Genomic DNA, 25,964 nt, shown 5'->3' with positions numbered 1-25,964 from the left:
TCCGGTGGAAATTAACTCCAGCCTACTCGCTGAGAGGCGGGGGTGACCATCCCATTACAGCATGTCCATGAAGTTAACAGCCCCCTTCATGTCTTTTTGAAACCGTCTCTTAGATGCTATCGATGACGGCAACACGCTGTCCCGCCTTCACCGGCGCGCCAGGTACGACATGCACGTCGCTCACGGTGCCCGCGCAGGGCGCGCAGACGGATATCTCCATCTTCATCGATTCGATGATGACGAGTACGTCGCCAGCCGCTACGCGTTCGCCCGGCTTCACGCGAACTTGCCACAGGTTGCCGGCGATTTCGCTATCGACGGCGGTCTGGCCGACTTCGAGCGGCACAGATTCGGTCTCCGCTGCGACAGGTTCCTCGATCTCCACTTGTGCCTGTCCCGCTTCTCGCCAGCGTTCGCGCTCCGCCTGAAACGCGGCTTGCTGGCGTGTGCGGAAGGCATCGATGCCCGCAGCTTCGCGTTCGAGAAACGCTTCATAGTCGGCGAGAGACAGCTCTGTCTCCTCGATCTTCAGCGGATAGCGACCCAGCGGAAAATCCGCGCGGATACGCAGCAACTCATCGGCCGGGACTTCGTAGAAGCGTATCTGGTCAAAAAAGCGCAGGAGGTACGGACGCCCTGCGAAATCCTTGGTTGCTCGATAGCGGTTCCACATCTGCAGCGTGCGGCCGACAAACTGATATCCGCCCGGGCCTTCCATGCCGTACACACACAGATAAGCCCCGCCGATCCCGACCGAGTTCTCCGCCGTCCACGTGCGCGCCGGGTTGTACTTGGTCGTCACCAGCCGATGCCGAGGATCGAGCGGCGTCGCGACCGGCGCGCCGAGATAGACATCGCCGAGACCCATCACGAGATAGCTTGCATCGAAGACGATGCGCTTCACGGCATCGATCGAATCAAGGTCGTTGATGCGGCGGATGAACTCGAGATTGCTCGGACACCACGGCGCATCCTTGCGCACGGTCGTCATGTACTTGTCGATGGCGAGGCGGCAGGCGGGATCGTCCCATGAGAGCGGCAGATGCACGATCCGCGACGGCGCACGCAAGTCCTTTTGCAATAGCACGCTTTGCCATGCGCGTTCGACGGTATCTAGCAGTTTCGCGAGCGGCAGGCGCTCCGGCTGATAATGCAGTTGCAGCGAACGGATGCCGGGCGTGAGGTCGATCAGGCCGGGCAGCGCAAGCGCTTCGAGCGACTGCATCAGCGCATGACCGCGAAAGCGCAGCACGAGATCGAGTTCGGCGGGACCGAGTTCGAGCAGCAGATGCGTGTCGCCGGAAAGTCGCGCGACCAGACGATCGTGATCCGCGCCGATGTCGAGCACGACCGGCGATGCGAGCGTGCCGCGCTTCGCATGAGTCATCGCGGGCTGCGCTTCGAGCGTATCGATTTTGCGACGTCGCGCGGCTGCCGCATTGCGCGCTTCATCGATGCGCATCGGAACGAAGCGCACCTTATCGCCCGCCTTCAGTTGCCCGATCTGCCACAAGTCCGCTTCGATGATCGTCACCGGGCACACGAAGCCGCCGAGGCTCGGGCCGTCCGGTCCGAGAATCACCGGCATGTCGCCGGTGAAATCGATGGCGCCGACCGCGTACGGGTTGTCGTGAATGTTCGACGGATGCAGGCCCGCTTCGCCGCCGTCCTCGCGTGTCCATTCGGGCTTCGGACCGATCAGGCGCACGCCGGTGCGGCTCGAATTGAAGTGAATCTCCCACTCTGTATCCAGGAACCGCTCGATATAGCGCTCGCTGAAATACTCAGGCGCGCCATGCGGACCGTAGATCACGCGCAGCGTGCGGACCTGTTCGAGCGTAGGCGCAAACGGCAGCGTGTCGCCTGCGTGCTTATCGTCGAGTGGTGCGAGATGCAGGACGTCGCCTGCGCGCAATGCACGTCCGCCGTGCCCGCCGAACTGGCCGAGCGTGAACGTGCTGCGGCTGCCGAGATACAGCGCGACATCGAAGCCGCCGCGCACGCACAGATAGGCGCGCGCGCCTGCGCCGCGAATCGTGCCGAGCGCGAGCGTCGAACCGGCGGCGACGAAGAGCGTTGTGTTCATCGGCTGCTCGTTGCCGTCGATCGTGATGGCGAGCGTCGCGCCCGTGATCGCGATCACGGCGTCCGTATTGAAGCGCAGCGTCGGGCCGCTCATCGTGATTTCGAGCGCGGCGGCATCGGCGGCGTTGTTCAGCAGGCGATTGCCGAGACGCAGCGCGCGGTCGTCCATCGGACCCGAGGGCGGGATACCGACGGCCCAGTAGCCAAGCCGGCCCGGATAATCCTGCACCGTGGTCTGCGTGCCGCCGCTCACGATCTCCACCGTATCCGCTCGATAGCGCAGGCCTTCAAGGCAACGCGTCCAGGGTTCGCCGGAAGCGAACGGCGTGTCGTCGATGATCTGGCGCAGGTATTCGCGATTCGTCTCGACACCGTAGATGCGCGTCGCGTGCAAGGCGCGGTTGAGCGCATGCCGAGCCTCGTCGCGCGTCGGCGACCACGCGATCACCTTCGCGAGCATCGGATCGAAGTAGGGCGGCACTTCGCAACCGGCTTCGATCCACGTATCGATGCGCAGCGCGCGGCCATCGGCTGCGGGGAACGATACTTCGGTCAGCAAGCCGGGGCTCGGCTTGAAGTCGCGGCCCGGGTCTTCGGCGTAGAGGCGCGCCTGTATCGCGTGGCCGCGCGGCTGCAAGGTCGCGGCGAGTTCATGCAGCGGCGCGAGCGTGCCGGCCGCGAGCTCGATCATCCAGCGCACGAGATCGACGCCCCAGACCTGCTCGGTCACGCCATGCTCGACTTGAAGCCGCGTGTTCACCTCCAGAAAATAGAACTGCTCCGCGCCGCTGTCATAGACGAATTCAACCGTTCCCGCCGACCGGTAATCGACCGCTTTCGCAAGCCGCAGCGCCGCTTCGCAGAGCGCGTCCGGCATACCGTCGGGCAGCGAGGGTGCAGGCGTCTCTTCGAGCACTTTCTGGTTGCGCCGCTGCACCGAACAGTCGCGCACGCCGAGCGCGATTGCATTGCCCCGGCCGTCACCGAAGACCTGCACTTCGAGATGCCGCGCACGCTCGATGTACTTTTCGATGAAGACACCCGCGTCGCTGAAGTTGTTCTGTCCGAGGCGCTTCACCACGTCGAACTGCGTGGCGAGTTCGTCCGCGTTCCAGCACACACGCATGCCGATTCCGCCGCCGCCCGCAGTGCTTTTAAGCATGACGGGGTAGCCGATCCGCTGCGCCGATTTCAACGCGGCATCGACGTCATCGAGCAGACCGGTGCCTTCGAGCATCGGCACGCCTTGCTCCGCGGCGATCGCGCGGGCCGTGTGCTTCAGGCCGAACGCGCGCAGTTGCGCGGGCGTCGGTCCGATGAACGCGATGCCGGCCGCTTCGCACGCCTCGCCGAAGTCGGCGTTCTCCGAGAGGAAGCCGTAGCCCGGATGAATCGCCTGCACGTTGTCGCGCCGCGCGATAGCGAGGATCTTAGCGACATCGAGATACGTCGCGGACGCAGGCCCTTCGCCGAGAGAATGCGCAACGGGCGCCTCGCTCACGTGACGGCTCGCGAGATCGGCTTCGCTGTACACCGCGACGCCCGTAACGTCGAGTTCGCGCAGGGTGCGAAGGATGCGGCACGCAATGGCGCCGCGATTGGCAATCAGGACTTTCTCGAACATGAGAGGTGACTGGATGCGTGGGCGGGCCGTCCCGCCACGTGAGAGATGCATGCCGGGGTCGTCCCCGGCATAGAGGGTTCAGTGCTTCTTCAACTCATCGCGCGTGCGCATGAAAAGGCGGCCCGATCGAACGAGCAGTACGTGAAAAATCCATGCGCGCGCTCGCATCAGTCCCATATCAGCAACTCGGCGGGCGTCGGGTTGTATGCGTTACACGGGTTGTTTAACTGCGGGCAGTTCGAAATCAGAACGATCACGTCCATCTCCGCGCGCAGCTCCACATATTTGCCGGGCGCCGAGATGCCGTCCTCGAACGTGAGTCTGCCTTCGGCCGTCACCGGCACGTTCATGAAGAAGTTGATGTTCGGGCTCAGGTCGCGTTTGGAGAGACGCCCGTCGTGCGCGCACGCTCGCAGGAAGTTGTCGCGGCAGCTATGCATGTAGCGCTTTTCCAGCGCATAGCGCACGGTGTTGCTCTCCTGCGCGCATGCGCCGCCGAGCGTGTCGTGACGCCCGCACGTATCCGCGACGATCGTCAGCATCGGGTTGCCGAGGTTCGAATACAGCACGGTGCCGGTCGTCAGATAGAGGCTCTTCTGGCGGCGCAGCGTGCGTTGCGGATCGAATCGTTCACGCGGGTTGTTGAGGCTGTAGAAGAGCGTATCGACGGCCTGATTGCCTTCGACATCGCGAATGCGCAGCGTCTGTCCCGCTATCACTTCCTTGAGCCACGGTTCGCCAGCGGCAAGCGTCTCACGATGAATTGCGTCTTCGGGTTTCCGGTCGCTGGCGGTGAGGAATGTCGTCATGTTCGGGTCTGCGCTCAAAGAAAGAAGCGATCGGTGTTGATAAAGCCGCGCGCATTTTCATCGCATGACGTGCGGCAGATTTCGGCCACGCTGCTGTCGGCTGCATTGAGCGCGAGCTTCACGGGCTTCGGCGCGTACTCGGGATTCGGGTCGAGCGGATGCTGGATCGCGGTGAGCACGACGAGCGTATTCATAGGCGCATAGAACTCGACGTAGTCGCCCGCCTTCGAATTGCCGCTCACGAAATCGAGCGCGCCTGCATCGGTTACGTCGACGCGGCTGAAGAGATTGAGCGTCATCAGGAGATCGGAAAGGCCGAGGTTCCACTTGCCGAGTTCGACGAGCAGATTGTCCGTGCCGTTGCGATGAAACGCGTTGCGCAATTCCTGATAGCGGCCCGCGCCGTACTTCTCGCTGACCTCATCCGCATTCGATACCCCGCCGATGCTGTCGTGCCACCCGCATGTGTCCGCGACGATGGCGGCGAGTATGCGGCCCATGTCGGAATAGAGGCAGTGGCCGGCGGTGAGCTTCGCCGTGTGCTGGCACTTGAGCGAGTCGGGAAGGTTCAGGCGTTCGCTTTTTTCCGTGGCGTTGAAGAGCATGATGCTGACGTTGGCGCCGCCGCGCACGTCGGTGATGCGCAACGACTGGCCGCGTTTCACGATCAGCGATGCATGTCCGCCGCCGGGAACGGTCTCTTCGAATAGCAGTTCCATGTTTTGTCCTCGTTTAGGCAGCGATCACGTCGGCGCGCACGGCGCCTTCCACAGCGGCACGCGCCACGTGGATCGACGACGCCGCGTCACGGCTGTGATCGAGCGGAATGTTGTAGGTGATGCGTGCGCCATACGCGCCGGGCGCTTGAGGGTCGACACGCACTTTGTCAAACACGAGCACGCGGCTGCCGAGCGTGAAGCCTTCTTTCAGATCGTGTGTGACCATGAAGATCGTCAGGCCCGATTCGCGCCAGAGCTTCAGCAGCAGTTCGTGCATGTCCTTCCGGATGCCCGGATCGAGTGCGCCGAACGGTTCGTCGAGCAGCAGGATGCGCGGCTTCATCATCAGCGCCTGCGCGATCGCGAGACGCTGTTGCATGCCGCCGGACAACTGATGCGGATACTTGTCGAGCGCGGCGGCGAGCCCCACGCGCTCGAGCATCGACACCGCTTCATCCTGCGCCGCGCGACGGCGCGCACCGAACAGCCGCCCCGTGAACGTCGCCTGCGGCAGTTCGAGCCCGAGCATCACGTTGCGCACTACGCTCAAGTGCTCGAAGACCGAATAGCGCTGGAACACCACGCCGCGATGCGCATCCGGTTCGCCCGGCAGCGGCTTGCCGTCGAGCAGGATCTCGCCGCGCGTCGCGCGTTCCTGCCCGAGCAAAAGCCTCAGAAATGTGGACTTGCCGCACCCCGACGCACCGACCATCGAGCAGAATTCGCCTTCCCCGATCGTCAGGTTGAGCCGTTCGAGCACTACCTGGTCGCCGTATTCCTTCCACACGTTGCGAACTTCGATCATCGCGCGCCTCCGCCGTACCAGGGAAAGGCCCACTGCGTGAGGCGGCGCAGGCTTTCGTCGATGAGCCACGCGAGCAGCGTGATCCACGCGACGTAAGGCAGGATCACGTCCATCGCGAGGTAGCGGCGCACGAGGAAGATGCGATAGCCGAGCCCATCGACCGATGCGATCGCTTCCGCCGCGATGAGAAAGAGCCACGCCGAGCAGAGCGCGAGACGCAACGCGACGAGAAGGCGCGGCATCAACTGCGGCACAATCACGCGCAGCATCAGCGTCCAGCTCGTGGCGCCGAGCGTTTGCGCCTTCACCCACAGTTCGTTCGGGATCTCGCGGGCGCGTTGCTGCAAGTCGCGGATCATCATCGGCGTGATGCCGATCACGATCAGCACGACCTTCGAGAGTTCATCCAGACCGAACACGATGAAGAGAATCGGCAGCACCGCGAGCGGCGGGATCATCGAGACAACGGTGATGAACGGCGAGAACGTCGCGGTGACGAGCGGAATGCTGCCCGTCACGATGCCCGCGACGAGCGCGATGACCGCGCTCACCACGAGCCCGATGCCGAGGCGCTTCAGGCTCGCGGCGGTATCGGCCCATAGCAGGTACTGGCCGGTGCGCTTGTCCTCCGTAAAGGCGAACTGGTGGATCGCGTCGCTCATTTGCGTGGCGCTCGGCAGCACCTTGTCGTCGGGATTGTCCTTCAGACGCAGCGACGAACTGGTGAAGTACACCGCCACCAGCACGATGAACGGCATCAAAAGCAGCATCAGCGCGCCGCTTTTGCTCGGGTGTCGGTTGATGAGTCGCATCGTGCGGCCTCTTCTCGTGGATCGTGGAGTCAGAGCTTGCCGTCGGCGGCCATGCGCACATAAGTCGGATCGAAGCGCAGCTTGACGTTGCTCTTGCTGCCGATCACGACGCCGTTATCGAACGCCATGCCGACCGCGTCCGCGCTCGGCGCGCTTTGCCCGAGCAGGCCGTGGTCGAACGAGAACTTGGCGACGCGCGTCATCGTGCGCGGCAGGTTCGGGCTCGTCGCGAAGTCGAGCGCGGCCTTCGGCGTGTTGAAGAGCGCGGTGGTCGAGAGCTGGCCCTTGAAGCCCGCGAGATCGGTGCCGGATGCCTTCGCCATCGCGTTCATCGCGGCCGTGCTGTTCGCGCTCGACGCGTTCATCAGCGCAACCATTTCGAACCATGCGCCGGTGAGTGCCTTGCCGAGTGCCGGATTGTCCTGCAGCGTCTTCGTGTTGACGACCATCATGTCCATGATTTCGCCGGGGATCTTGCTCGAATCGAAGACTTCGGTGACGTTCGGCTGCGCCTTCAGATCGGCGAGCATCGGGTTCCAGGTGACGGCCTGCTTGACCGCGGGCGTCGCGAACGCGGCCGCGATGTCAGCGTCCGACGTGTTGACCACCTTGAGATCGCGCTCGCTCATGCCCGCCGATTCCAGAGCACGCGCAAGCAGGTAATGCGAGACGGAGAACTGCACGAGGTTGATCTGCTGGCCCTTGAGGTCCGCGACCTTCTTGCTCTTGCCCTTGATGAGCACGCCGTCGTTGCCGTTCGAATAATCGCTGACGATGAGCGCGGTGGAATCGACGCCGCCTGCAGCCGGAATCGTCAGCGCGTCCATGTTGGTCATCGCGCAACCGTCGAACTTGCCGGCCGTGTACTGATTGATCGATTCGATGTAGTCGTTGAGCTGCACGACATCCACGTTGATGCCGTACTTCTTCGCCCACTTGCTGACGATGCCTTGTGTCTTCGCTTCGCCCCACGGCATCCAGCCCGCGTAGATGGTCCAGCAGACCTTGAAGTCCTGACGGCCAGCGGCCAGAGCGGAAGTGGAGGATGACGCGAACGCAGCGAGGGAGAGTGCGGCGATGCCGAGAAGGCGGGAGAGCTTCTGCATGGGGTTGACCTCGAAGGGGCGGTTATCGGCGGCAGGAGCGGCGCGACACATCGATCGCGTTCTCTCCCGGGCTTTTATCCCGCCGTGTAACCTCGAGCACCTTTGAGGTCGACAACTCTCGGACCAGCATCCATCGCATTCGACATGCGGCGGACCGGAACCCTAGTCGTCCATTTCCAGATTGTCTTTGCAAACCGGGTGATGCGCCGGCTCCTTGCACAGCTTCTATAGCGATAAGCGTGCCATGAGTGAGAGCCTTGCATTTACAGGCTTTAAGCGTGGCTTATGCAAGAACTTGGTGCATGACGGGCCGCGCGCGGCACAGCGACGCACGTTCAGGGTGCAGACTTTGGTGGGCTGCGCTCGGTCAACTGCTCATAGACATCGTGCGAGACATCGAGCAGAACCTTGCGGTCGATCGCGCCCGATACGGCATAGCCGAAGTCGCCATCGACCCAGTAGAACACGTTGACCGAGCCGTCCTGAAAGAGCTTGAAAGCGGTGACGTCGCGGCTCACCTTGCGATGCGACACGTTGAGCGTGATGCGCTCGCCGCTCGCATCGTGATACATGAACTGCGCGATGGGGCCGTCCTCGCCAGGCAGCAGGCGCCCGCCCATGAGGCTGAAGCCGACACGGGTGAGGATCGGCGCATGCACGTCGGTGCCGAGGCGGCTGGAGAGCCACTTGACGAGTTCCTGCTCCTGGTCGGCGCCGACTTCCACCGGACGCGTGACCATCGGCGCATACGTGACGTATGCAATCGCCGACTGCCGCGCGAACGATTCCTCCCTGCTCGCGCTCACGTGACGCGCGGGCATATCGCCAGCGCTCGTCAGCAGCATGTCTCGTGCGGGCTGGCTCGTCATCCCGCCCACGCCGATACCGATCCCCACGACGAGCGCCGCCGCGAGCCCCGCGAACTGCGGCCAGTTCGCCGCCGGCAGCCAGCGTTTTTTCGCGACCGGTGCTGGGGCAGGCGCTGGATCGTGTGGCTTTAGCCGCTGCGGCACGGGTTCGAGCAGCACGCGATCGTAGCGGTCGTGCAGCATGTTGTTTAGCGCGAAATAGTCGCTGATGCGGGTTGCGAGCGCGTTGTCAGTTTCGAGCAGGCGGTCCAGCTCCGCGCGCCGGTGTTCAGCGAGCGCCCCGTCCACGTAGGCATGAATTTCTTCTTCGCTGATGGGAGTGTGTTGTTCGTTCATCGCACCACCTTCAATTTCGCACCGGGCTGCGTGCCGGCCATCAGCGTGCGCAAGCGTTCGCGTCCCCGCGACAGACGCGACATCACGGTCCCGAGCGGTATGTCGAGCGCAAGCGCCACTTCGGCGTAGCTCATTTCTTCCAGGCCGACGAGCAGTAAGACCTGCCGCTGCTCGATCGGCAGGCGCTGCAACGCATAGTCGAGGTCGCGCACTTCGAGCGACTGCGATTGCGTGCCCGCGACGGCGAAATCGCTCTCCGGCAAGGCATCGTCGTCGACGGAGACGTGGACGGCCCGCGCCCCTGCGCGGCTTACCTGGTTCGCGAAGACGTTGTGCATGATCGTGAAGAGCCACGCGCGCAAATCGGTGCCGGACCGGAACTTGTCGGTGTTACGCAGCGCGCGTTCGAGCGTGTCCTGCACGAGGTCGTCGGCAAGATCGCGGTTGTGGATCAGCGCGCGCGCATAACGGCGCAGGCGCGGCGCGTGATCCATGAGCTGGTCCCGGACACTCATCGGCGTTCCTTGCATCGGACGGGTTCGGTGGGCAGAGGTGGTCTCCTCGCGGCGTTCATCGATGTGTTTGTTCTTCGGCCAGCAGGTCGGCTGCGCGCATCAGGCCGTGCGTCCCCGCATGGCCGCCGACGATCGTGCGAACGCCCGCAGCGGACGTCCATTCGAGCAGCCGCGCGCCGCCGATTCTACGCGCGCTCCATTGCGTGCGCGCGGCGGCGGCATGCCCGCGCATCGACAGCAGCACCAGCCGCTCCTGCTGCGCGTTGCGGTAGGTGATCGCGTCGGCCGTCGAGAAGGCGCCGAGCGTCACCGTGCGCACGCCGACCGCGCGGAAACCCGCGGCGGAAAGATCAGGCGCATCGGCGGGGGCGGGCGTGAACGGCGTGTCGATCATCAGCGCTTCCATTGTCGCGCGCTCCAGCGCTTCGTTGGGCACGCGCACCGTCGCGAAAAGGGACGCGAGAATCAGCGCGAGGCACGCAATGATCGCGACGGCGAGCGGCACGCGATCGCGCATCGGCGGACGGCGCAGGGTGTGCTCGGTGCCTGAGGCGTCCGCCGTGTCGAAGATCGACTGCATCTGCACGTTGAGCCGTCCGTAGAACGCGACGCGCCGCGCCTCGTCGGGCCGCCGTGCCAGATACGAGCGCACGCGCGCGGCGCGCTCGGGCGCGAGCAGGCCGTCGGCGTAGGCCTGCATATCCGCTTCGGAAAGCTGCGAGGTGTAGTTCACGGTCGTTGATCAGAAAAGGGGCTCAATAGCACTAACAGCGATTCGCCGTCATTTATTCCGCGCGCCTCGATATTTTTTTGAGGCTGGCGGTCACTGTCCGAAGAAAGTCGCGCGCGTCCCGGTTTTATCGGCATCCGCGCGCACGCCCGACGCCGAAGAACCCGGCGCAGCGGCGCCGTAAGCGCTTTGTCCTGCGTTCGGAGCAGCGGCGATTCGCGCCTCGGCGGCCTGCAATTGCTCGGGATAGTGCGCGTCCTCGCCGCCGACCGAATAGCCCGCCTGTTCGAGCTGCGTCAGTTCGGCTTTTACCTGGGCGCGCGTGAGCGGCGCGTTCGATGGCGTCGCGGCAAACGCCGGCGCGGCGAGGAGGGACACGACTGCTGCTGCGGCTGACAAAAAGGTCTTCATGGCAAGTCTCCGGTGGATGAATGGATGTGACGCGTGGCTGCGTTCAGGAACCCGAGTAGATGTTGCAGAAGCTCACGGGGCCGACGCACTGCCCCGGCATGTTTCTTTGAGCGCTCATGCTCGACCCCGCGGATGCGCCGCCGTATGCGTTGTTATCGGCGGTCGTGCGGTGCGTTACCTGGTTCTGATAGACGGGGCTGACATCGGGATACGACGCATCGGTGACGAGACGCGATCCGCTCTGTTCAGCCTCGATCAGTTGCGCGCGCACTTCGGCGCGGGTGAGGCCTTGTGGCGAGCTTTGAGCGAACGCGCCCGACGACACGATCAGCGCGGCGGACAGTGCAACGATTTGAATGGCTTTCATCTTCGACTCCTTCGAAATTTAACGGGTTGGTACCTGGGATAACCCGGGCAGCCGTCGATCTATTCCCGATGCCGGGAAGATTTTTCGAATGAGTGAATCGATGCGTTTTCGATGGAATAAAAGCGCTGCGCGCGATGTTTGCATAATCGGCGATGAACACCGGGGCATGGCGTTTGCTGCTGTAATGGCACGCAAACAACCAAGGAGGCACATTCCATGAAGCTTTACTACTCGCCGGGCGCCTGCAGTCTCGCGGACCATATTGCATTGCACGAAGCCGACATTTCTTTCGACCGCGTGCGCGTCGATCTGAAGACGAAGCTCACCGAGACCGGGCAGAAGTTCGATGAAATCAATCCGAAGAGCTACGTCCCCGTACTGGAACTCGACGACGGTCAGCGTCTGACGGAGAACATCGCGATCCTGTCATGGGTCGCGCAGCAGAAGCCTGCGCTCGCGCCATCGGGCGAGCAGGGATCATTGCGCCTGCTGGAAATGCTCGCGTTCATCTCGACCGAGATTCACAAGCAGTTCGGCCGCGTGTTCAAGCCGAGCACCGATGCCGAAGCCACCGCCGCGCGCGAAAAAATCGGCCAGCGCTTCAACCTGATCGCAACGATGATGAAGGGCGATTATCTGTTCGGCCCCGAAGCGAGCGTCGCGGACGCGTATCTCTTCACTATGCTGCTGTGGGCGCAGAAGGTCGGCATCGATGTGCCGCAGCGCCTCGCGGACCTTGCACAGCGCATGCGCGCGCGGCCCGCGGTGCAACTCGCGCTGAAGCACGAAGGCATCGACTGATAGCTCAGTCGCGATCCGGTGCGCCGAGCGGGAAGAACGAGCGATACGGCCGTGCGTCGTCCACCACGCGCACGACCGACGGCCGCGCGAGCAACCGCTCCCGATAGCTGCGCACGTTGCCGAATTCATCGGCGATCGGATGCGTCCAGTCGGCGTAGAAGAGCGAAGGCGCGGCGGCGCAGTCGGCCATGCTGAACGCGCCGCCTGCGGCCCACTCGCGATCGTTCATCGTCTGATCGAGCCAGCGGTAGGCCACCTCCAGCATTGACCGCGCATTGGCGACGCCCGCGTTATCGCGATCTTCAGGCGCGCGCATGCGATCGAAGACGATGGTCTGCATCGGCGTCATGATGTAGTTGTCGAAGAAGCGATCCATCAGGCGCACGTCGAGCGCGTCGCGCGGGTCGTCGGGAATCAGCCGCACCGGCCCGGGATGATTCAGCGCCAGATACTCGATGATGATGCTCGATTCCGGCACCGTGCGCCCTTCGTCGACAAGCAGCGGAAAGCGCTTGAGCGGCCAGAGGGCGGCGTGCTCTTCGCGAATCGTTTCCTCGTCGAGGATGCGGTATTCGAACGGCGTTTCATTCTCTCTTAGCGCGATCAGCACTTTCTGGCAGTAGGACGAAAACGGGTGGGCGTATAGCTTCATGGCTGCTCCTTCGATGTCAGGTCGGTGCGCGGCGAGCACACTCAAATACTCGACGTTCGAACGCATCGAAAATCGACACGACCTCGAAGAAATTCATCCCCGCGCGTTCCTCGCCGAAACTTCCTGCAGATCCAGATCGCCTTCCAGCATGCGCAGCACTTCATCATGAATCAGCCCCGCGCGATGCATGCACAACAACTCCGTGCGCCCCGCCTTGATCGCGGCGAGAACGACGTCGTAATGCGCACCCCGCAAGTCCATCGGATACGAGGCCGCATTTTCGAATTGCTGCGTGAGCCGCGCGCGATACGTGTATTGCTCGAGCAGCCGTGGATGGATCACGCTGCCGTCGGGGCCGTGCACGAGCGGCTGGATCGCGGCGAGTTGCGCCGCTTCGAGCCGCGCCCACGCCTGCGGCTCGGTGAGTTGCGGCGGGTAGTCGTCGCCGCCGTCGGGTGGATTCACCACGCGGATCAGCGGGCCGATCGTCGTGCCTTGTAGCAGCACGGTGACGAGGATCACCGCGAACGCCGCGAACAAAATCAGATCGCGTCCGGGCATTTCCTCGGGCAAAGATAACGCCACCGCCAGCGTCACGACGCCGCGCATGCCTGCCCAGCTCACGATCGTGGCGGAGCGCCAGTCGGCTCGCTTCGCACCGCGACCGGTCAGGCGCGCATACGTCGCGCGAATGCCTTCCGCGCAGAACGCCCACACGAAGCGCGATACCACGACCGTCACGACCACTGCGATCACGGCGGGCGCGAGCACCGCGAAAGCATTCTCGCCGCCGCCCAGCCGCTCGACGATACTGCGCATCGACAACCCGATCAGCACGAACACGAGCGCCTCCAGCACGAAAACGACGACATGCCAGAACGCCTCGCCGCGCGTTCTGACGGCGGCGGAGAACACCTCGTGCTGATGCCAGCCAAGCATCATGCCGCACGTCACCGTCGCGATGACGCCCGACACGTGGACCATTTCACCGGCTATATACGCGATCCACGCCGACATCACGGAGAGCGTGATGACGAGATAGTCGTCGTCGAGCGCGCGCAAAAGGCGCACGACCACATAGCCCACCACGAGCCCTATCGCGATGCCGCCGAGCGCGAGTCCAACGAAGCTGAGTGCGGCCTGTGGCGCGCTGAACATGCCCGTCAGCGCGGCCGCGACGGCGAAGCGGAACAGCACGAGGCCGGCGGCGTCGTTGAGCAGGCTCTCGCCTTCGAGCACGACCATCAGGCGGCGCGGCAGCGCGACGCGCTCCAGCACGGCCTTCGCGGCGACGGCATCGGGCGGCGAGACCACGGCACCGAGCGCGAAGCACGCGGCCCACGGCAGGCCGGGCGCGACCAGATGCACGACCACGCCGACGACGAACGTCGTGAACGCGACTGCCCCGATCGCGAGCAGCAGGATGCCGCGCAGATGCCGCTTGAAGTCGCCCCAGACGAAGAAGTACGCGCCGTCCATCAGCAACGGCGGCAGGAACAGGATGAGCACGAGATCGGGATCGAGATCGACGGGCGGCAGGCCGGGCGCGAACGCCATCGCGGCGCCGCCGACCAGAAGCGCGGCGGCGGGCGGGAGCCGCAGGCGCTTCGCCACGAGCTCGAGCGCGATGATGGCGAGGAGCGAGACGAGAACGAGCTTGAATGCCGAAACGGCGGACATGAATACAGCCTCCAGATGGACGGAAACCGCAGTATCCATCATGGAGGCGATGCGGTCATCGACCGCGGACGGGTTTTTGCGCTGGCGTCAGGCCTTCTTCGCGCTCATTGCTTCGCCGATGCCGACGCTGGCCGTGCGCCCATGCCCGGCAGCCGCTTGATGACGCCCGTCGCGAGCGCGGTGCCGACGAGGATGATCACGCAAGCCTTGACCATCCCGAGCGACACGTGTTCCGACAGGAACATCGCGCCCCACAGAATGCCGAAGACCGGAATCACGAACGTCACCGTGATAGTGCGCGCCGGACCGATGACCGAGATCAGGTGATAGAACATCATGTACGCGACGCCCGTACACGCGACGCCCAGCGCGATCACGGAGCCCCAGGCATCGAGCGAGACTGGCGCCGCCGGCCAGTAGTAGATCGCGAACGGCAGCAGAAGAACGGTCGCGCAGAGCATCGTGCCGGCGGCGACCGTCAGCGAATCGACGCCCATCAGATGCCGCTTCGTGTAGCTCGCCGCGATCCCGTAGCAGAGCGTCGCGCCGAGTCCGGCCACGGCGGCGAGCGCCGTCGTCGCGGGCGTCGCGCTTGCGCCGTGCGGTGTCGCGACTTGGTCCCAGACGAGCGCGAGCACGCCTGCGAAGCCGATCGCGAGGCCGGCGACGCGCAGGCCGCTAAGCCGGTCCTTGAGCCACAGGAACGCAACGACCGCGCCCCAGAGCGGCGTGGTCGCGTTGATGACCGAGGTGACGCCCGCCGAGAGCGTCAGTTCCGCATACGCGAAGAGACAAAAGGGCGCCGCCGAATTCAGCACGCCGACGACCAGAAGCGGCCACACGCGCGCGCGGATCGTGCGCAACGCCTCGCCCGAGGAACGGCGCAAGACGAGCATGGCGACGAGGAAGAGCGCCCCGATGCCGACGCGCAGCGCCATCAACGGCGCGACGCCGAAGTCGGTCACGCCGACGCGGATGAAAAGAAACGAGCCGCCCCACAGGGCTGCAAGAACGAGCAATTGGACGATGCTGAGCGGATTCATGATGGGCTTCGCGTGCGAGAGAGTCGGGAGACGAAGCCATCGTATCGCCGTCGCGGCGTCAAATGGTTCACGCCGGAATGAAATGACAAGATTCGGGAGCTTTGCTCGACGTTGGGAGCCATCGTAGGCGCGTCGCGTGGCTTCGCCAAGCGAGCGATTTTCACCGGTATGTGAGAAATATTGCGATCAACGCTGTTGTTTAAAACGACGCGCACGCATGCGACCGGACGCGCAGCACCGCCTCCTGGCTGAAGCGCGCCTTGTAATCGGCGATGAGGGTGCGGACGGCGGCGTCGGTGGGGTCGTCGTCGGGGTGTACGAGCGTCAGCACGTATGAATCCTCGCGGATGATCGCACCATCGGCGGCGCGCCATTGGCCGGACGCGGGCCACACGGTGAGCCCTGCAGGAAAGCGCGGCGTCACCGACGATTGCAGGAACGCCGCCCACTGCGCCGGCGTGACCGCGCCGTTGGCGCTCGACGTGCCGAAGTACAACTGGTCGCTGACCGCGCTCTGTTCACTTCGCGCGCAAGGCGGCGCTTGCACGGAGGCACAACCCGCTGTTACGAAAGCGAGCACGCAGGCCGCCGCATTGCGCTGCAACAGACGCATAGGGAAGCTACTTCACCGTCTGAATGACTTCGAAGCCCTCGAACTCGGGATGCCCGAGATAGAGCGACCGGCTTTCATTGCCCGCGTTGCGGTGTGCGGCGCGAAACGCGTCGGACTTGGTCCAGCCTTCGAATGCGGCGTAGTTCGCCCAGATCGTGTGGCTCGAATAGAGCACGTGGTCGTCGCGTTGCGGACCCTTGAGCAGGTGAAATTCGACGAATCCGGGCACTTCCTTCAGATGCGTGTCGCGCGAGGTCCAGAGTTCTTCGAACGCAGACTCGGACCCGAGGGCGACCTTGAAGCGATTCATGGCGATGTACATGCGGTTGGCTCCTGCGTGCGTGGTGGTGTGTCGATGATAAGCGCAAACACGATACGAAGAACGCAGCCCCACCGTACAAACCCCGAGCGACTCGATCCGATGACAGCGTTACCATCCGCGGCGAATGATAGCGTTACCAAATGGAGACGGACGTGACCTCAGCACGCAAAACCCCCGAACAGTTGCGCAGTTACCGCTGGTACGGCGTGAACGACCTGCGTTCGTTCGGGCATCGCTCGCGCACCGCGCAGATGGGCTATCACTCGTCGGATTACATGGGCAAGCCCGTGATCGCGGTCGTCAATACGTGGAGCGAGATCAACTCGTGCCACACGCACTTCAAGCAGCGCGTGGAGGAAGTGAAGCGCGGGATCTGGCAGGCGGGCGGCTTTCCCGTCGAGATGCCGGTGATGACACTCGCCGAGCCGTTCCAGAAGCCCACCACGATGCTCTACCGCAACTTCCTCGCGATGGAAACCGAGGAACTGCTGCGCTCGTATCCGTTTGACGGCTGCGTGCTGATGGGCGGCTGCGACAAGACCACACCCGGCCTTCTGATGGGCGCGATCAGCATGGACATTCCGGCCATCTTCCTGCCCGCCGGTCCAATGCTGCGCGGCGACTGGAACGGCCGCATGCTCGGCAGCGGCTCGGACACGTGGAAATACTGGGCCGAACTGCGTGCGGGCAAGATCACCGAGGAAGAGTGGAAGGGCGTCGAGAGCGGCATCGCGCGCTCAGCCGGTCACTGCATGACGATGGGCACCGCATCGACGATGACCAGCGCCGCCGAATCGCTGGGCCTCACGTTGCCCGGTTTCTCGTCGATCCCCGCGGTCGATTCGCGCCACGCGCAGTTCGCGTCCCTCACAGGCCAGCGAATCGTCGAGATGGTTTGGACCGACGTGAAGCCGTCGGACATCCTCACCGCGAAGTCGTTCGACAACGCCATTACCACCGTGCTCGCGATGTCCGGCTCGACCAACGCGATCGTGCATCTGGTCGCGGTCGCGCGCCGCGCGGGCGTGCCGCTCACGACCGCCCGCTTCGACGAACTTGCACGCATCACCCCGGTGATCGCGAACCTGCGCCCCGCCGGGCAGTACCTGATGGAGGATTTTTTCTACGCAGGCGGCTTGCGCGCGCTGCTCGCGGAACTCGGCGAACTGATCGACGGCACGCAGAAGACGGTGAACGGCACGACGCTCGGCGAGAACATCGCGGGCGCGGAAATCTTCAACGACGACGTGATCCGCCGCCGTGACAATCCGCTCGTCCCGAGCGACGGCCTCGCGGTGCTGACAGGCAACCTCGCGCCCGATGGCGCCGTCATCAAGCCAGCGGCGATGGAATCGCATTTGCTGAAGCATCGCGGGCCGGCCGTCGTGTTCAAGGATTACGCGGACATGGCAGCACGCATCGACGACGAAGCGCTCGACGTCACCGCGGATTCCGTGATCGTGCTGCAGCATGCAGGTCCGGTCGGCGCGCCGGGGATGCCGGAGTGGGGCCAGTTGCCGATCCCGCAGAAGCTCTTGAAGCAGGGCGTGCGCGACATGGTGCGCATCTCCGATGCGCGCATGAGCGGCACGAGCTATGGCGCGTGCGTGCTGCACGTCGCGCCGGAATCGTTCGTGGGCGGGCCGCTCGCGCTGGTGAAGGACGGCGACGTCATCGAGCTCGACGTCCATGCGCGGCGCCTGCATCTCGAAGTCAGCGACGCCGAACTCGCCGCGCGCAGGGAGACGTGGACGCCGCCGAAGCGCCACTTCGAACGTGGCTTCGGCGTGATGCATCAACTGCACGTGACGCAGGCGAACAAGGGCTGCGATTTCGATTTTCTCGAAGAACCGGCCGCTGCCGCAACGCACGGCGACGAGCCCGAGATCCACTGACTTCCCCACGGAACCCACACCATGACTTCCATCGAAACCACCGCCGTCAGTGACGCCGCCCTCGAACAGCTTCGCCACGTCAGCACCGCAACGCTCACTACGCAGCTCTTCAAGCGCGGCCTGCGCAACGTATTCCTGCAGGGCGTCGCGCCGCTCGTGAAGCCTGCACCGGGTGCGCCGAATCTCGTCGGCCCGGCGTTCACGCTGCGCAATATCCCGGCGCGCGAGGATATCGATCACGTCGGCGTGTTTCAGGACCCTGACCATCCGCAGCGCAAGGCAGTAGAAAGCGCGCCGCCCGGCAGCGTGCTCGTGCAGGACTGTCGCGGCGACCGCACCGTTGCATCGACGGGATCGATCCTCACGATGCGGCTCAAAGTGCGCGGCGTCGCGGGCATGGTGTCGGACGGCTGCGTGCGCGACAGCGGCACGATAGGCGACATCGGCTTGCCGCTCTTTTGCGCGGGCGCAAGCGCGCCGCTTAATCTCGCGAAGCATCACGCGGTGGACATGAACGTGCCGATCGCGTGCGGCGGGGTTGCGGTGTATCCGGGCGATATCGTCGTGGGCGACGTGGATGGTGTCGTGATCGTGCCGCGTCAACTCGCGGAGGAAGTCGCGCGCGATGCTGCAGAGCAGGAGCTGATGGAGGAATTCATCATCGGGCGCGTGGAGGCGGGCAGCATTCTGCGCGGCACCTATCCGCCGAACGAGGAAGCGCTTGCTGCGTTCAAGGAGTGGAAAGCGAAGCGGAGCTGATTTCCAGGGCTTGGCAATAACGCGGCGCGGAGGAGACACATGAACACGACGACGCAGACGATCGACGAGCCGCGTCTGATGAACAAGCTCGCGTTGCGGCTGATGCCGCTCTTGGGGCTTCTCTATCTCGTCGCCTATATCGACCGCTCGAACGTCGGCTTCGCGAAGCTTCAGATGCTCGAAAGCCTCGGCTTAAGCGAAGTCGCGTACGGGCTCGGCGCGTCGCTCTTCTTCATCGGCTATCTGATCTTCGAGATTCCGAGCAACGTGATGCTGCACAAGTACGGCGCTCCGCGCTGGATCGCACGCATCATGCTGACGTGGGGTGTCGTCACGATCCTGCTCGCGTTCACGAAGAGCGCCACGATGTTCTACGTGCTGCGCTTTTTGCTCGGGGCATCGGAAGCGGGGCTGTATCCGGGCGTCATCTATTACATGACGCTATGGTTCCCAGCCCGTCAGCGCGTACGCATGCTCGGCTACTTCACGCTTGGCAGCAGCTTGGGCAACATGGTCGGCGCGCCGATCTGCGGCTATCTGCTCGACAAGGGCGGCCTTTTCGACCTGCAAGGCTGGCAGCTCGTTTTCATCGTGACCGGCTTGCCTTCGGTGCTGTTGACCGGCGTCGTGCTCTTGTATCTGCCCGTATCGCCGTTGAAGGTGAAGTTCCTCTCCGATCCCGAGAAGAAATGGCTCGCCGACACGCTCGAAACCGAGCGCGCGCTCGCGCGGCGCAAGGAGGGCGGCGGCTCGCATCTGCTGAGCGTGCTGACCGAGCCGCGCGTGATCGGCATGGCGCTCTACTACATGATGCTGTCGATCTCGGTGTACGGCGTGAGCTACTGGCTGCCCACGCTCGTGAAGGGATTCGGCGTGAGCAACACGACCAACGGCATGCTCAACATCGTGCCGTGGCTCGCCGCGACGATCGTCCTCGCGTGGTTGCCCGCGAAGCTGCGCGCCGGCAACCGAACGATGGGCGCGATGCTCGCGGCAGCATTGCTGGGCGTGATGTTCTTTCTTGGCAGTGTGTTCCTGCCGACGAATACGTTGCGCTTCGCAGCGCTGTGTCTCGGCGCGCCTTGCATGTACCTGCTGCTGCCATGCTTCTGGACGATGCCGCCCAAGTTCCTCACCGGCGCGCGCGCTGCGGCCGGCATCGCGGCGATCAATTCTATCGGCAACGTCGGCGGATTCATTGCGCAGAATCTCGTGCCGTGGGTGCGGCAGACGAGCGGCAGCGTCAAGGCGCCGATGCTGATTCCCGCGACCTGCCTCATGATTTTCGCGATCATTACGCTGATTTTGATGCGGCGTAGCAAGGCGGCGCTGGCGCTCGCGGCGTCTTCATCGCCGCGGTGACGTCGATGTCCGCCGACAAACCGGTCGAATCTGTCAGGCGCTCGCGCAGTGCGCCGAAAGGCATCCGCATCACCGATGTCGCGGCGTCGGCGGGCGTCTCGCCGATTACCGTCTCGCGCGTGTTCAATGCGCCGCAAACGGTCGCGCCAGAGACGCTCCTGCGCGTGCGCCAGGCTGTGCAGGAACTCGGGTATGTGCCGAACCGGCTGGCGGGCGGGTTGTCGTCGGCGAAGTCGCGGCTGATCGCCGCCATCGTGCCGACGGTCGCGCATTCGCTATTCTCCGAGAGCGTCCAGGTGTTCAGCGACACGATGTCGCGCGCGGGCTATCAGGTGCTGCTCGGCCTCTCGGGCTACAGCGACGAGGACGAGGACACGCTTCTCGATGCGGTGCTGAGCCGCCGTCCCGAAGGCGTGCTGCTGACGGGCGTCGCGCATACGGCGACGCTGCGCGCGCGCCTGCTCAGGATCGGCATCCCGATCGTCGAAACGTGGGACATGACCGAGCATCCGATCGATATGTTGGTCGGGTTCTCGCACTACGCGATCGGCGCGGCAGTGGCGGAGCATTTCATCGCGCGCGGCGTGCAGCGTCCCGCGCTCGTGTCGGCCAGCGACAATCGCGCGCTCGCGCGGCGGCGCGGTTTCGTCGATACGCTCGCTATGGATGTGGCCGAGGTGATCGTATCGCCACCGAGTTCGGTCGCGCTCGGCCGCGATGGATTGCAGCGCATTCTCGCGCAGGCACCGGACGTCGATGCGATCTTTTGCAGCTCCGACCTGCTCGCGCTCGGAGTGGTTTCGCAAGCGCGCAAGCTCGGGATCGCGATACCGGATCGCCTCGCCGTGTGCGGCTTCGGCGACCTAGAATTCGCCGCCGACACGACGCCTGCGCTTACCAGTGTGCGCGTCGACGGCAAACGCATCGGCGCGACGGCGGCACGCTGTCTGATCGAGCGGCTCGGCGGCGCGCCGGGGAGGAACCTGACCGACGTCAGCTTTGAACTGGTCGCGCGCGAGACGACCTGATCACACGGCCGCCGTCTGCGCAACCGGCCGCATGCGTTCCAGCGCGCTGCCGTCCTCGCGGAACAGGTGCACGTGACGAATGCTGAAGCCCGCGTTGATGCGCTGACCGTCGACCGCCGTCGATTCCCCCGAGCCCTTCACCTGGATCACGAGATCGTTCGGCAAGCGCACATGCAAGAGCGTCTCACCGCCGAGATGCTCGATCACCATGACCTCGCCGGCAAGTCCGCTATCGATATCCCCGCCGCCCGACTCGACGAAGTGCTCGGGCCGGATGCCGAGCGTGAGCGCCTCGCCTGCCTTCACCGCCTGGCCGGTGAACGGCAGCGTGAGCGGCGCGCCGCCGGGCAATTCGATCGTCACGCCTGCACTGTCGGCGCGCAGCACACGCACGTCCATGAAATTCATCTTCGGCGAGCCGATGAAGCCCGCGACGAAGCGGTTATGCGGCGTGCGATACAGCTCGAGCGGCGTGCCGACCTGCTCGACCTTGCCGTGATTCAACACGACGATGCGATCGGCCATCGTCATCGCTTCGGTCTGGTCGTGCGTGACATAGATCATCGTCGCGTTGAGTTGCTTGTGCAGCTTGATGAGTTCGAGCCGCATTTGCACACGCAGCGCGGCATCGAGGTTCGACAGAGGCTCGTCGAAGAGAAAGACCTTCGGCTCGCGCACGATCGAGCGGCCGATCGCCACGCGCTGACGCTGCCCGCCCGAAAGCGCACGCGGCTTGCGTTCGAGCAACTGCCCAATCTGCAGGATTTGCGCGGCGCGCTGCACGCGGTCCTTGATCTCGGCTTCAGGCAACTTCAGCATGCGCAGCCCGAACGCGATGTTCTCGTAGACCGACATGTGCGGATAAAGCGCATAGGACTGGAACACCATCGCGACGCCGCGATGCGACGGTTCAAGGTCGGTCACGTCTTCGCCGCCTATCAGGACTTGCCCTGAATCGCTTTCCTCCAGACCCGCGATGGTGCGCAGCAGCGTGGACTTTCCGCAGCCCGACGGTCCGACGAAAACCATGAACTCCCGGTCGACGATTTCGATGTCGATACCCTTCAGCACTTCCGTACCCGCAAACGTCTTGCGGATCTGCTGCAAATGGACTGCGCTCATGCATCGTCTCCTGCAAAGGTCCAGCGCCCTGGCGAGCGAGAGGGTCCGTTGACTGTCGCGCTGGCCGCTTCACACCGCAGCGCAGCATCGAATGCTTTTCGATTTTGTTCTTGACAACGTCTTCGCGTCAAAATATACAATTGTAAAACCGGAATTACAAGTGAAACGCACAAGGTCACCCTGACGTCCGGTTACGTCGCCGGCCCCCGGAAAAATGCAGCGCGCGAACGCATCCACCGCTCGAGAAAAACCAAGGAGACAGGAATGAATCAGCGCTTTACGCCCCGCCTCACGATGTTCAAGCAGGCCACCGCCGTGATGTTCATGACGGCCACCGCATCGCTCCTCGCCGCATCGAACGCTCATGCGTGGACCCTCAAGGAAGCCGCCGAGCCGTTTTCGGGCACGACCATCAAGGCGATCTTCCTCGACCGTCCGGGCTACAAGGCGGCGCAGAAACTGATCCCGCAGTTCGAGAAGGAGACGGGCATCAAGGTGCGCTGGGAAGTGATTCCCTACGAGAACACGCGCGAAAAGGAAGTGCTCAACTTCGTCGGCGGCGGCGATCAGGACATCGTGCTCGTGGACGTGGTGTGGATCGGCGAATTCGCGAGCAACAAGTGGCTCGTGCCGATCAAAACCTTCACCGACAACCCGAAGCTCGCTGATCCGAAACTCAACCTGCCGGGTTTTTTCCCGATCCTGCTCGATTCGTTCGGCTCCTGGAACAAGACGACGTATGGCCTGCCGTTCGATAACTACTCGGGCCTGATGTTCTACAACAAGTGCATGCTGAAGGACGCGGGTTTCAGTGAACCGCCGAAGACGTGGGACGAATTGCTCAACACGTATGCGCCGAAACTCACGAAGCCGGACAAGAACCAGTTCGCATTCGCGCTGCAATCGCGGCGCGGCGAGACGCAATCGGCGGACAGCTTCATGCGTGTTCTTTGGCCAAACGGCGGGTCGCTGCTCGATGCGAAGTTCAAGTCGAACCTGATGTCGCCACAATCGCAGGCGGGGCTCGAATACCGGCAGAAGCTGATGAAGTACATGCCGCCGGGCATCGTCGACTTCGATCACGCCGAAGCCGTGAACGCGCTCGCGCAAGGGCAGGTTGCGATGATCACCGAGTGGTCGGCGTTCTATCCGACGCTCACCGATCCGAGCAAGTCGAAGATCGGCGACTGCCTCGCGATCACGACCGAACCCAAGGGCGCGGCGGGGCTCAAGCCCGCGCTCGGCGGCTTCTCGCTCGCGGTGAACGCGAAGTCGAATGCGAAGAAGCAGGCGGCGTCGTGGCTCTTCATCCAGTGGATCACGTCCGAGGAAATGGCGAAGCCTTATCTCGAAGCGGGTGGCGTGAGCGCGCGTACCGCGGTCTATCAGGACAAGGCCGTGCAGGACAAGTATCCGTTCGTGAAGCCGATGGTCGAATCGTGGCAGGGCGGCGTACCGGATTATCGCCCGCGCTTCCCGGAATGGCCGGCGGTGTCGGAAGTGATCGGCGAGTGGGGCAGCAAGATCATGCTCGGACAGGTGACGGTCAAGGAAGGCGCGCAGACCATCGGCACGAAGACCGAGGACATCCTGAAGAAAGCAGGCTATTACGACGGCAAAAAGCCCCTGCTCAAATAATCGAGCAAGTATCGGCGATATAACCCAGGAGGCGATAGATGGCGAACGGTACTGCTCCATCAGCGGCGGGCGCGAAGGATGCGCTCCCGCGTCCGCACCGCTCGCGCATGAGGCGGCGTTCGCCCGCCTTCTGGTTCCTGATCCCGGCGATCCTCGCGCTCGCCGTGATCGGCATCTATCCGCTCTTGCTCGCGCTCTACAACTCGTTTCATCAGTACAAGCTGGCTGACCTCGCTTCGGGCACGCCGTTCATCGGGATCGACAACTACATTGCGACGCTGACCGATCCGTCGTTCTGGGGCGCGCTCGGACGCACCGCGCTGTTTTTGTGCCTTACGCTGCCGATCGAAGTCGCGCTCGGCCTCTTCGCCGCATTGATGCTGCATCGCACGGCGCTCCCGTGGATGCGCGCGGCAGCGCGCGTGAGCCTCGTGATCCCGATGGCGACGACGTATGCGGTCGTGGGCTTGATCGGTCGTTTGATCTTCAACCGCCAGTTCGGCGTGGCGAACTACCTGACGGGTCTTCTCGGCATTCCGCCGCAGGACTGGCTTGCTGATCCGACACTCGCGTTCGTCTCCGTGATGATCATGGACATCTGGCAATGGACGCCGTTCTGCGCGCTGATCATGCTCGCCGGCCTCGCTATGGTGCCGAAGGAAGCGGAGGAAGCGGCGCGCCTCGAAACGCCGAAGTGGAGCAAGATCCTGTGGCATCTGCAACGGCCTTACCTGCTGCCCGGTCTCACCGCCATCCTGATCCTGCGTTCCGCCGACATGCTCAAGATGTTCGACGCCGTCTTCACGATGACGCGCGGCGGCCCCGGCACTGCGACCGAGTTCATCAGCATCTACATCCAGCGCGTGGGTTTTCGTCTCTTCGATCAGGGCATGGCATCCGCGCAGGCGGTGCTGCTGCTGATCCTGACGATCGTCCTTTCACGTCTTTATATTCGCTTTGTTTATCGGGAGGCCGCGTGAGCACCGCACCGCTGCAGGCATCGAACGGCAACGTCGGCAAGCGCGCGAAGCGTGCGCGCGCGGCGCGCCGGCGTGCGACCGGCTGGCACTTCGTGGGCCTTCTGATCGTGTTCCTCTCGTCGGTGTTTCCGTTCTACTGGATGGTCACGACGAGCCTCAAGAGCCAGTCCGATGCACTCGCGTATCCGCCGGTATGGCTCTTCACGCCGACGCTGCAACATTACTCGGAAGCGCTCTTCACACACGAAGTGGGCCACAGTCTCATCAACTCGCTGATCATCGCGAGCAGCACGACGGTGCTCGCGATCCTGCTCGGTACGCCCGCCGCGTATGCGCTCGCGCGCTTCGAGTTTCGTGGCAAGGAGGACCTGTGGTTCTGGTTCATCTCGAACCGCATGGTGAGCCCGGTCGTGCTCGCGGTGCCGTTCTTCCTGATCGCGACGAAGCTCGAGCTCGTCGATACGCATATCGTGCTGATCCTTTTGTACCTGACGTTCTCGCTGCCGATCGTCGTGTGGATCTGCACCGACCAGTTCCGCAACATTCCCGTCGAGCTCGACGAAGCCGCGCGGCTCGACGGCGCTTCGCCGTGGCGCGTGTTCTGGCGCATCAACCTGCCGCTCGCGATGCCGGGCATCGTCGTATCGGCGATCTTCGCGTTCATCTTCTCGTGGAACGACCTGCTGTATGCGCTCGTCCTCACGCGCACGGAAGCGATCACGTCCCCCGTCGCCGCGACGAGCTACATGAGCGGCTACGAGTTGCCGTGGGGCGAGATCATGGCGACCGGCACGCTGATCGTCCTGCCGATGGTGGTGTTCGCGCTGGCCGTCTCCGGGCGCCTCGTGCAGGGCCTGACGATGGGCGCGGTGAAGTAGAGT

General features: G+C 63.9%; 25 protein-coding genes and 1 riboswitch. Of the genes, 8 read left to right on the top strand and 17 right to left on the bottom strand.

Translation table 11 applies throughout. The features are described from left to right. Nucleotides 1-109 precede the first annotated feature (109 nt). The 11 genes from uca to AWB67_RS03930 form a co-directional block, all read right to left on the bottom strand. A complete protein-coding gene (gene uca / locus AWB67_RS03980; protein WP_087654928.1) occupies nucleotides 110-3,709 on the bottom strand; it encodes an urea carboxylase in 3,600 nt (1,199 codons plus the stop codon). Nucleotides 3,710-3,876: 167 nt separating this feature from the next. Then, nucleotides 3,877-4,518: an urea amidolyase associated protein UAAP2 gene (locus tag AWB67_RS03975; RefSeq protein WP_087654927.1), complete on the bottom strand. Its 642-nt coding sequence runs from the start codon at nucleotides 4,516-4,518 to the stop codon at nucleotides 3,877-3,879. Nucleotides 4,519-4,532: 14 nt separating this feature from the next. Continuing rightward, complete coding sequence (locus AWB67_RS03970) at nucleotides 4,533-5,237, bottom strand: urea amidolyase associated protein UAAP1 (RefSeq protein WP_087654926.1); 705 nt, start codon at nucleotides 5,235-5,237, stop codon at nucleotides 4,533-4,535. 13 nt (nucleotides 5,238-5,250) lie between these two features. Continuing rightward, nucleotides 5,251-6,042, bottom strand: a complete 792-nt coding sequence (locus AWB67_RS03965; RefSeq protein ID WP_087654925.1) for an ABC transporter ATP-binding protein — start codon at nucleotides 6,040-6,042, stop codon at nucleotides 5,251-5,253. Beyond that, entirely contained in the window at nucleotides 6,039-6,854 is an 816-nt protein-coding gene (locus AWB67_RS03960) for an ABC transporter permease (protein ID WP_087654924.1), read from the bottom strand. The genes AWB67_RS03965 and AWB67_RS03960 overlap by 4 nt, the downstream gene beginning before the upstream one ends. 29 nt (nucleotides 6,855-6,883) lie before the next feature. Next, nucleotides 6,884-7,960, bottom strand: a complete 1,077-nt coding sequence (locus tag AWB67_RS03955) for a putative urea ABC transporter substrate-binding protein (protein WP_087654923.1) — start codon at nucleotides 7,958-7,960, stop codon at nucleotides 6,884-6,886. 61 nt (nucleotides 7,961-8,021) lie between these two features. After that, a riboswitch (guanidine-I (ykkC/yxkD leader) is annotated at nucleotides 8,022-8,137 on the bottom strand. Nucleotides 8,138-8,295: 158 nt separating this feature from the next. Then, a complete protein-coding gene (locus AWB67_RS03950) occupies nucleotides 8,296-9,165 on the bottom strand; it encodes an anti-sigma factor family protein (protein ID WP_087654922.1) in 870 nt (289 codons plus the stop codon). After that, entirely contained in the window at nucleotides 9,162-9,680 is a 519-nt protein-coding gene (locus AWB67_RS03945) for an RNA polymerase sigma factor (RefSeq protein ID WP_087654921.1), read from the bottom strand. The genes AWB67_RS03950 and AWB67_RS03945 overlap by 4 nt, the downstream gene beginning before the upstream one ends. Nucleotides 9,681-9,735: 55 nt before the next feature. Further along, nucleotides 9,736-10,413 (bottom strand): anti-sigma factor family protein, encoded by a 678-nt coding sequence (locus tag AWB67_RS03940; RefSeq protein WP_235025026.1) that lies wholly within the window; start codon nucleotides 10,411-10,413, stop codon nucleotides 9,736-9,738. A 90-nt stretch (nucleotides 10,414-10,503) separates the two neighbouring features. Beyond that, on the bottom strand, nucleotides 10,504-10,821 hold the full coding sequence (locus AWB67_RS03935; protein ID WP_087654920.1) for a DUF4148 domain-containing protein: 318 nt from the start codon (nucleotides 10,819-10,821) through the stop codon (nucleotides 10,504-10,506). 43 nt (nucleotides 10,822-10,864) lie between these two features. Beyond that, nucleotides 10,865-11,188, bottom strand: coding sequence for a DUF4148 domain-containing protein (locus AWB67_RS03930; protein WP_087654919.1), 324 nt, complete (start codon nucleotides 11,186-11,188; stop codon nucleotides 10,865-10,867). A 216-nt stretch (nucleotides 11,189-11,404) separates the two neighbouring features. Here AWB67_RS03930 and AWB67_RS03925 point away from each other — a divergent pair, with 216 nt between their 5' ends. Further along, nucleotides 11,405-11,989 (top strand): glutathione binding-like protein, encoded by a 585-nt coding sequence (locus AWB67_RS03925; protein WP_087654918.1) that lies wholly within the window; start codon nucleotides 11,405-11,407, stop codon nucleotides 11,987-11,989. Between the two features lie 4 nt (nucleotides 11,990-11,993). Here AWB67_RS03925 and AWB67_RS03920 read toward each other — a convergent pair whose 3' ends face one another. The 5 genes from AWB67_RS03920 to hmuQ form a co-directional block, all read right to left on the bottom strand. Further along, complete coding sequence (locus tag AWB67_RS03920; RefSeq protein ID WP_087655055.1) at nucleotides 11,994-12,641, bottom strand: glutathione S-transferase family protein; 648 nt, start codon at nucleotides 12,639-12,641, stop codon at nucleotides 11,994-11,996. Between the two features lie 93 nt (nucleotides 12,642-12,734). Further along, nucleotides 12,735-14,321, bottom strand: a complete 1,587-nt coding sequence (locus tag AWB67_RS03915) for a Na+/H+ antiporter (protein WP_087654917.1) — start codon at nucleotides 14,319-14,321, stop codon at nucleotides 12,735-12,737. Nucleotides 14,322-14,425: 104 nt separating this feature from the next. After that, nucleotides 14,426-15,364, bottom strand: a complete 939-nt coding sequence (locus AWB67_RS03910) for a DMT family transporter (protein WP_087654916.1) — start codon at nucleotides 15,362-15,364, stop codon at nucleotides 14,426-14,428. A 199-nt stretch (nucleotides 15,365-15,563) separates the two neighbouring features. Further along, on the bottom strand, nucleotides 15,564-15,977 hold the full coding sequence (locus tag AWB67_RS03905; RefSeq protein WP_087654915.1) for a DUF3574 domain-containing protein: 414 nt from the start codon (nucleotides 15,975-15,977) through the stop codon (nucleotides 15,564-15,566). A 7-nt stretch (nucleotides 15,978-15,984) separates the two neighbouring features. Then, nucleotides 15,985-16,299, bottom strand: a complete 315-nt coding sequence (gene hmuQ / locus AWB67_RS03900) for a heme-degrading protein HmuQ (RefSeq protein WP_087654914.1) — start codon at nucleotides 16,297-16,299, stop codon at nucleotides 15,985-15,987. Between the two features lie 140 nt (nucleotides 16,300-16,439). Between hmuQ and araD the strand changes: the two genes are divergently transcribed. From araD to AWB67_RS03880, 4 genes are read left to right on the top strand one after another with little or no spacing between them, the layout of a single operon-like run. Further along, nucleotides 16,440-18,194, top strand: coding sequence for an L-arabinonate dehydratase (gene araD, locus AWB67_RS03895; protein WP_087654913.1), 1,755 nt, complete (start codon nucleotides 16,440-16,442; stop codon nucleotides 18,192-18,194). 21 nt (nucleotides 18,195-18,215) lie between these two features. Beyond that, nucleotides 18,216-18,953 carry a ribonuclease activity regulator RraA gene (locus AWB67_RS03890; RefSeq protein ID WP_087654912.1) on the top strand — a complete coding sequence of 246 codons (738 nt, stop codon included), beginning with the start codon at nucleotides 18,216-18,218 and terminating at the stop codon, nucleotides 18,951-18,953. Between the two features lie 39 nt (nucleotides 18,954-18,992). Further along, entirely contained in the window at nucleotides 18,993-20,315 is a 1,323-nt protein-coding gene (locus tag AWB67_RS03885) for an MFS transporter (RefSeq protein WP_087654911.1), read from the top strand. A 5-nt stretch (nucleotides 20,316-20,320) separates the two neighbouring features. Continuing rightward, complete coding sequence (locus tag AWB67_RS03880) at nucleotides 20,321-21,343, top strand: LacI family DNA-binding transcriptional regulator (RefSeq protein ID WP_087655054.1); 1,023 nt, start codon at nucleotides 20,321-20,323, stop codon at nucleotides 21,341-21,343. Here AWB67_RS03880 and AWB67_RS03875 read toward each other — a convergent pair whose 3' ends face one another. Then, on the bottom strand, nucleotides 21,344-22,465 hold the full coding sequence (locus AWB67_RS03875; protein WP_087654910.1) for an ABC transporter ATP-binding protein: 1,122 nt from the start codon (nucleotides 22,463-22,465) through the stop codon (nucleotides 21,344-21,346). It lies immediately after the preceding gene. Between the two features lie 264 nt (nucleotides 22,466-22,729). On the opposite strand from AWB67_RS03875, the gene AWB67_RS03870 reads away from it, so the two are divergent. From AWB67_RS03870 to AWB67_RS03860, 3 genes are read left to right on the top strand one after another with little or no spacing between them, the layout of a single operon-like run. Beyond that, nucleotides 22,730-24,103 (top strand): ABC transporter substrate-binding protein, encoded by a 1,374-nt coding sequence (locus AWB67_RS03870; RefSeq protein ID WP_200822163.1) that lies wholly within the window; start codon nucleotides 22,730-22,732, stop codon nucleotides 24,101-24,103. A 38-nt stretch (nucleotides 24,104-24,141) separates the two neighbouring features. Beyond that, on the top strand, nucleotides 24,142-25,083 hold the full coding sequence (locus tag AWB67_RS03865) for a carbohydrate ABC transporter permease (protein ID WP_235025025.1): 942 nt from the start codon (nucleotides 24,142-24,144) through the stop codon (nucleotides 25,081-25,083). Beyond that, the gene (locus AWB67_RS03860; protein ID WP_235025024.1) at nucleotides 25,080-25,961 is read left to right on the top strand and encodes a carbohydrate ABC transporter permease; all 882 of its coding nucleotides are present in this window, start codon (nucleotides 25,080-25,082) and stop codon (nucleotides 25,959-25,961) included. The genes AWB67_RS03865 and AWB67_RS03860 overlap by 4 nt, the downstream gene beginning before the upstream one ends. Nucleotides 25,962-25,964 lie beyond the last annotated feature (3 nt).

The sequence above is a fragment of the Caballeronia terrestris genome, from assembly GCF_001544515.1.
Taxonomy (GTDB): Bacteria; Pseudomonadota; Gammaproteobacteria; order Burkholderiales; family Burkholderiaceae; genus Caballeronia; species Caballeronia terrestris.
The sequence above is the reverse complement of the archived record's forward strand: the minus strand, read 5'-3'. Positions and strand labels throughout refer to the sequence as shown.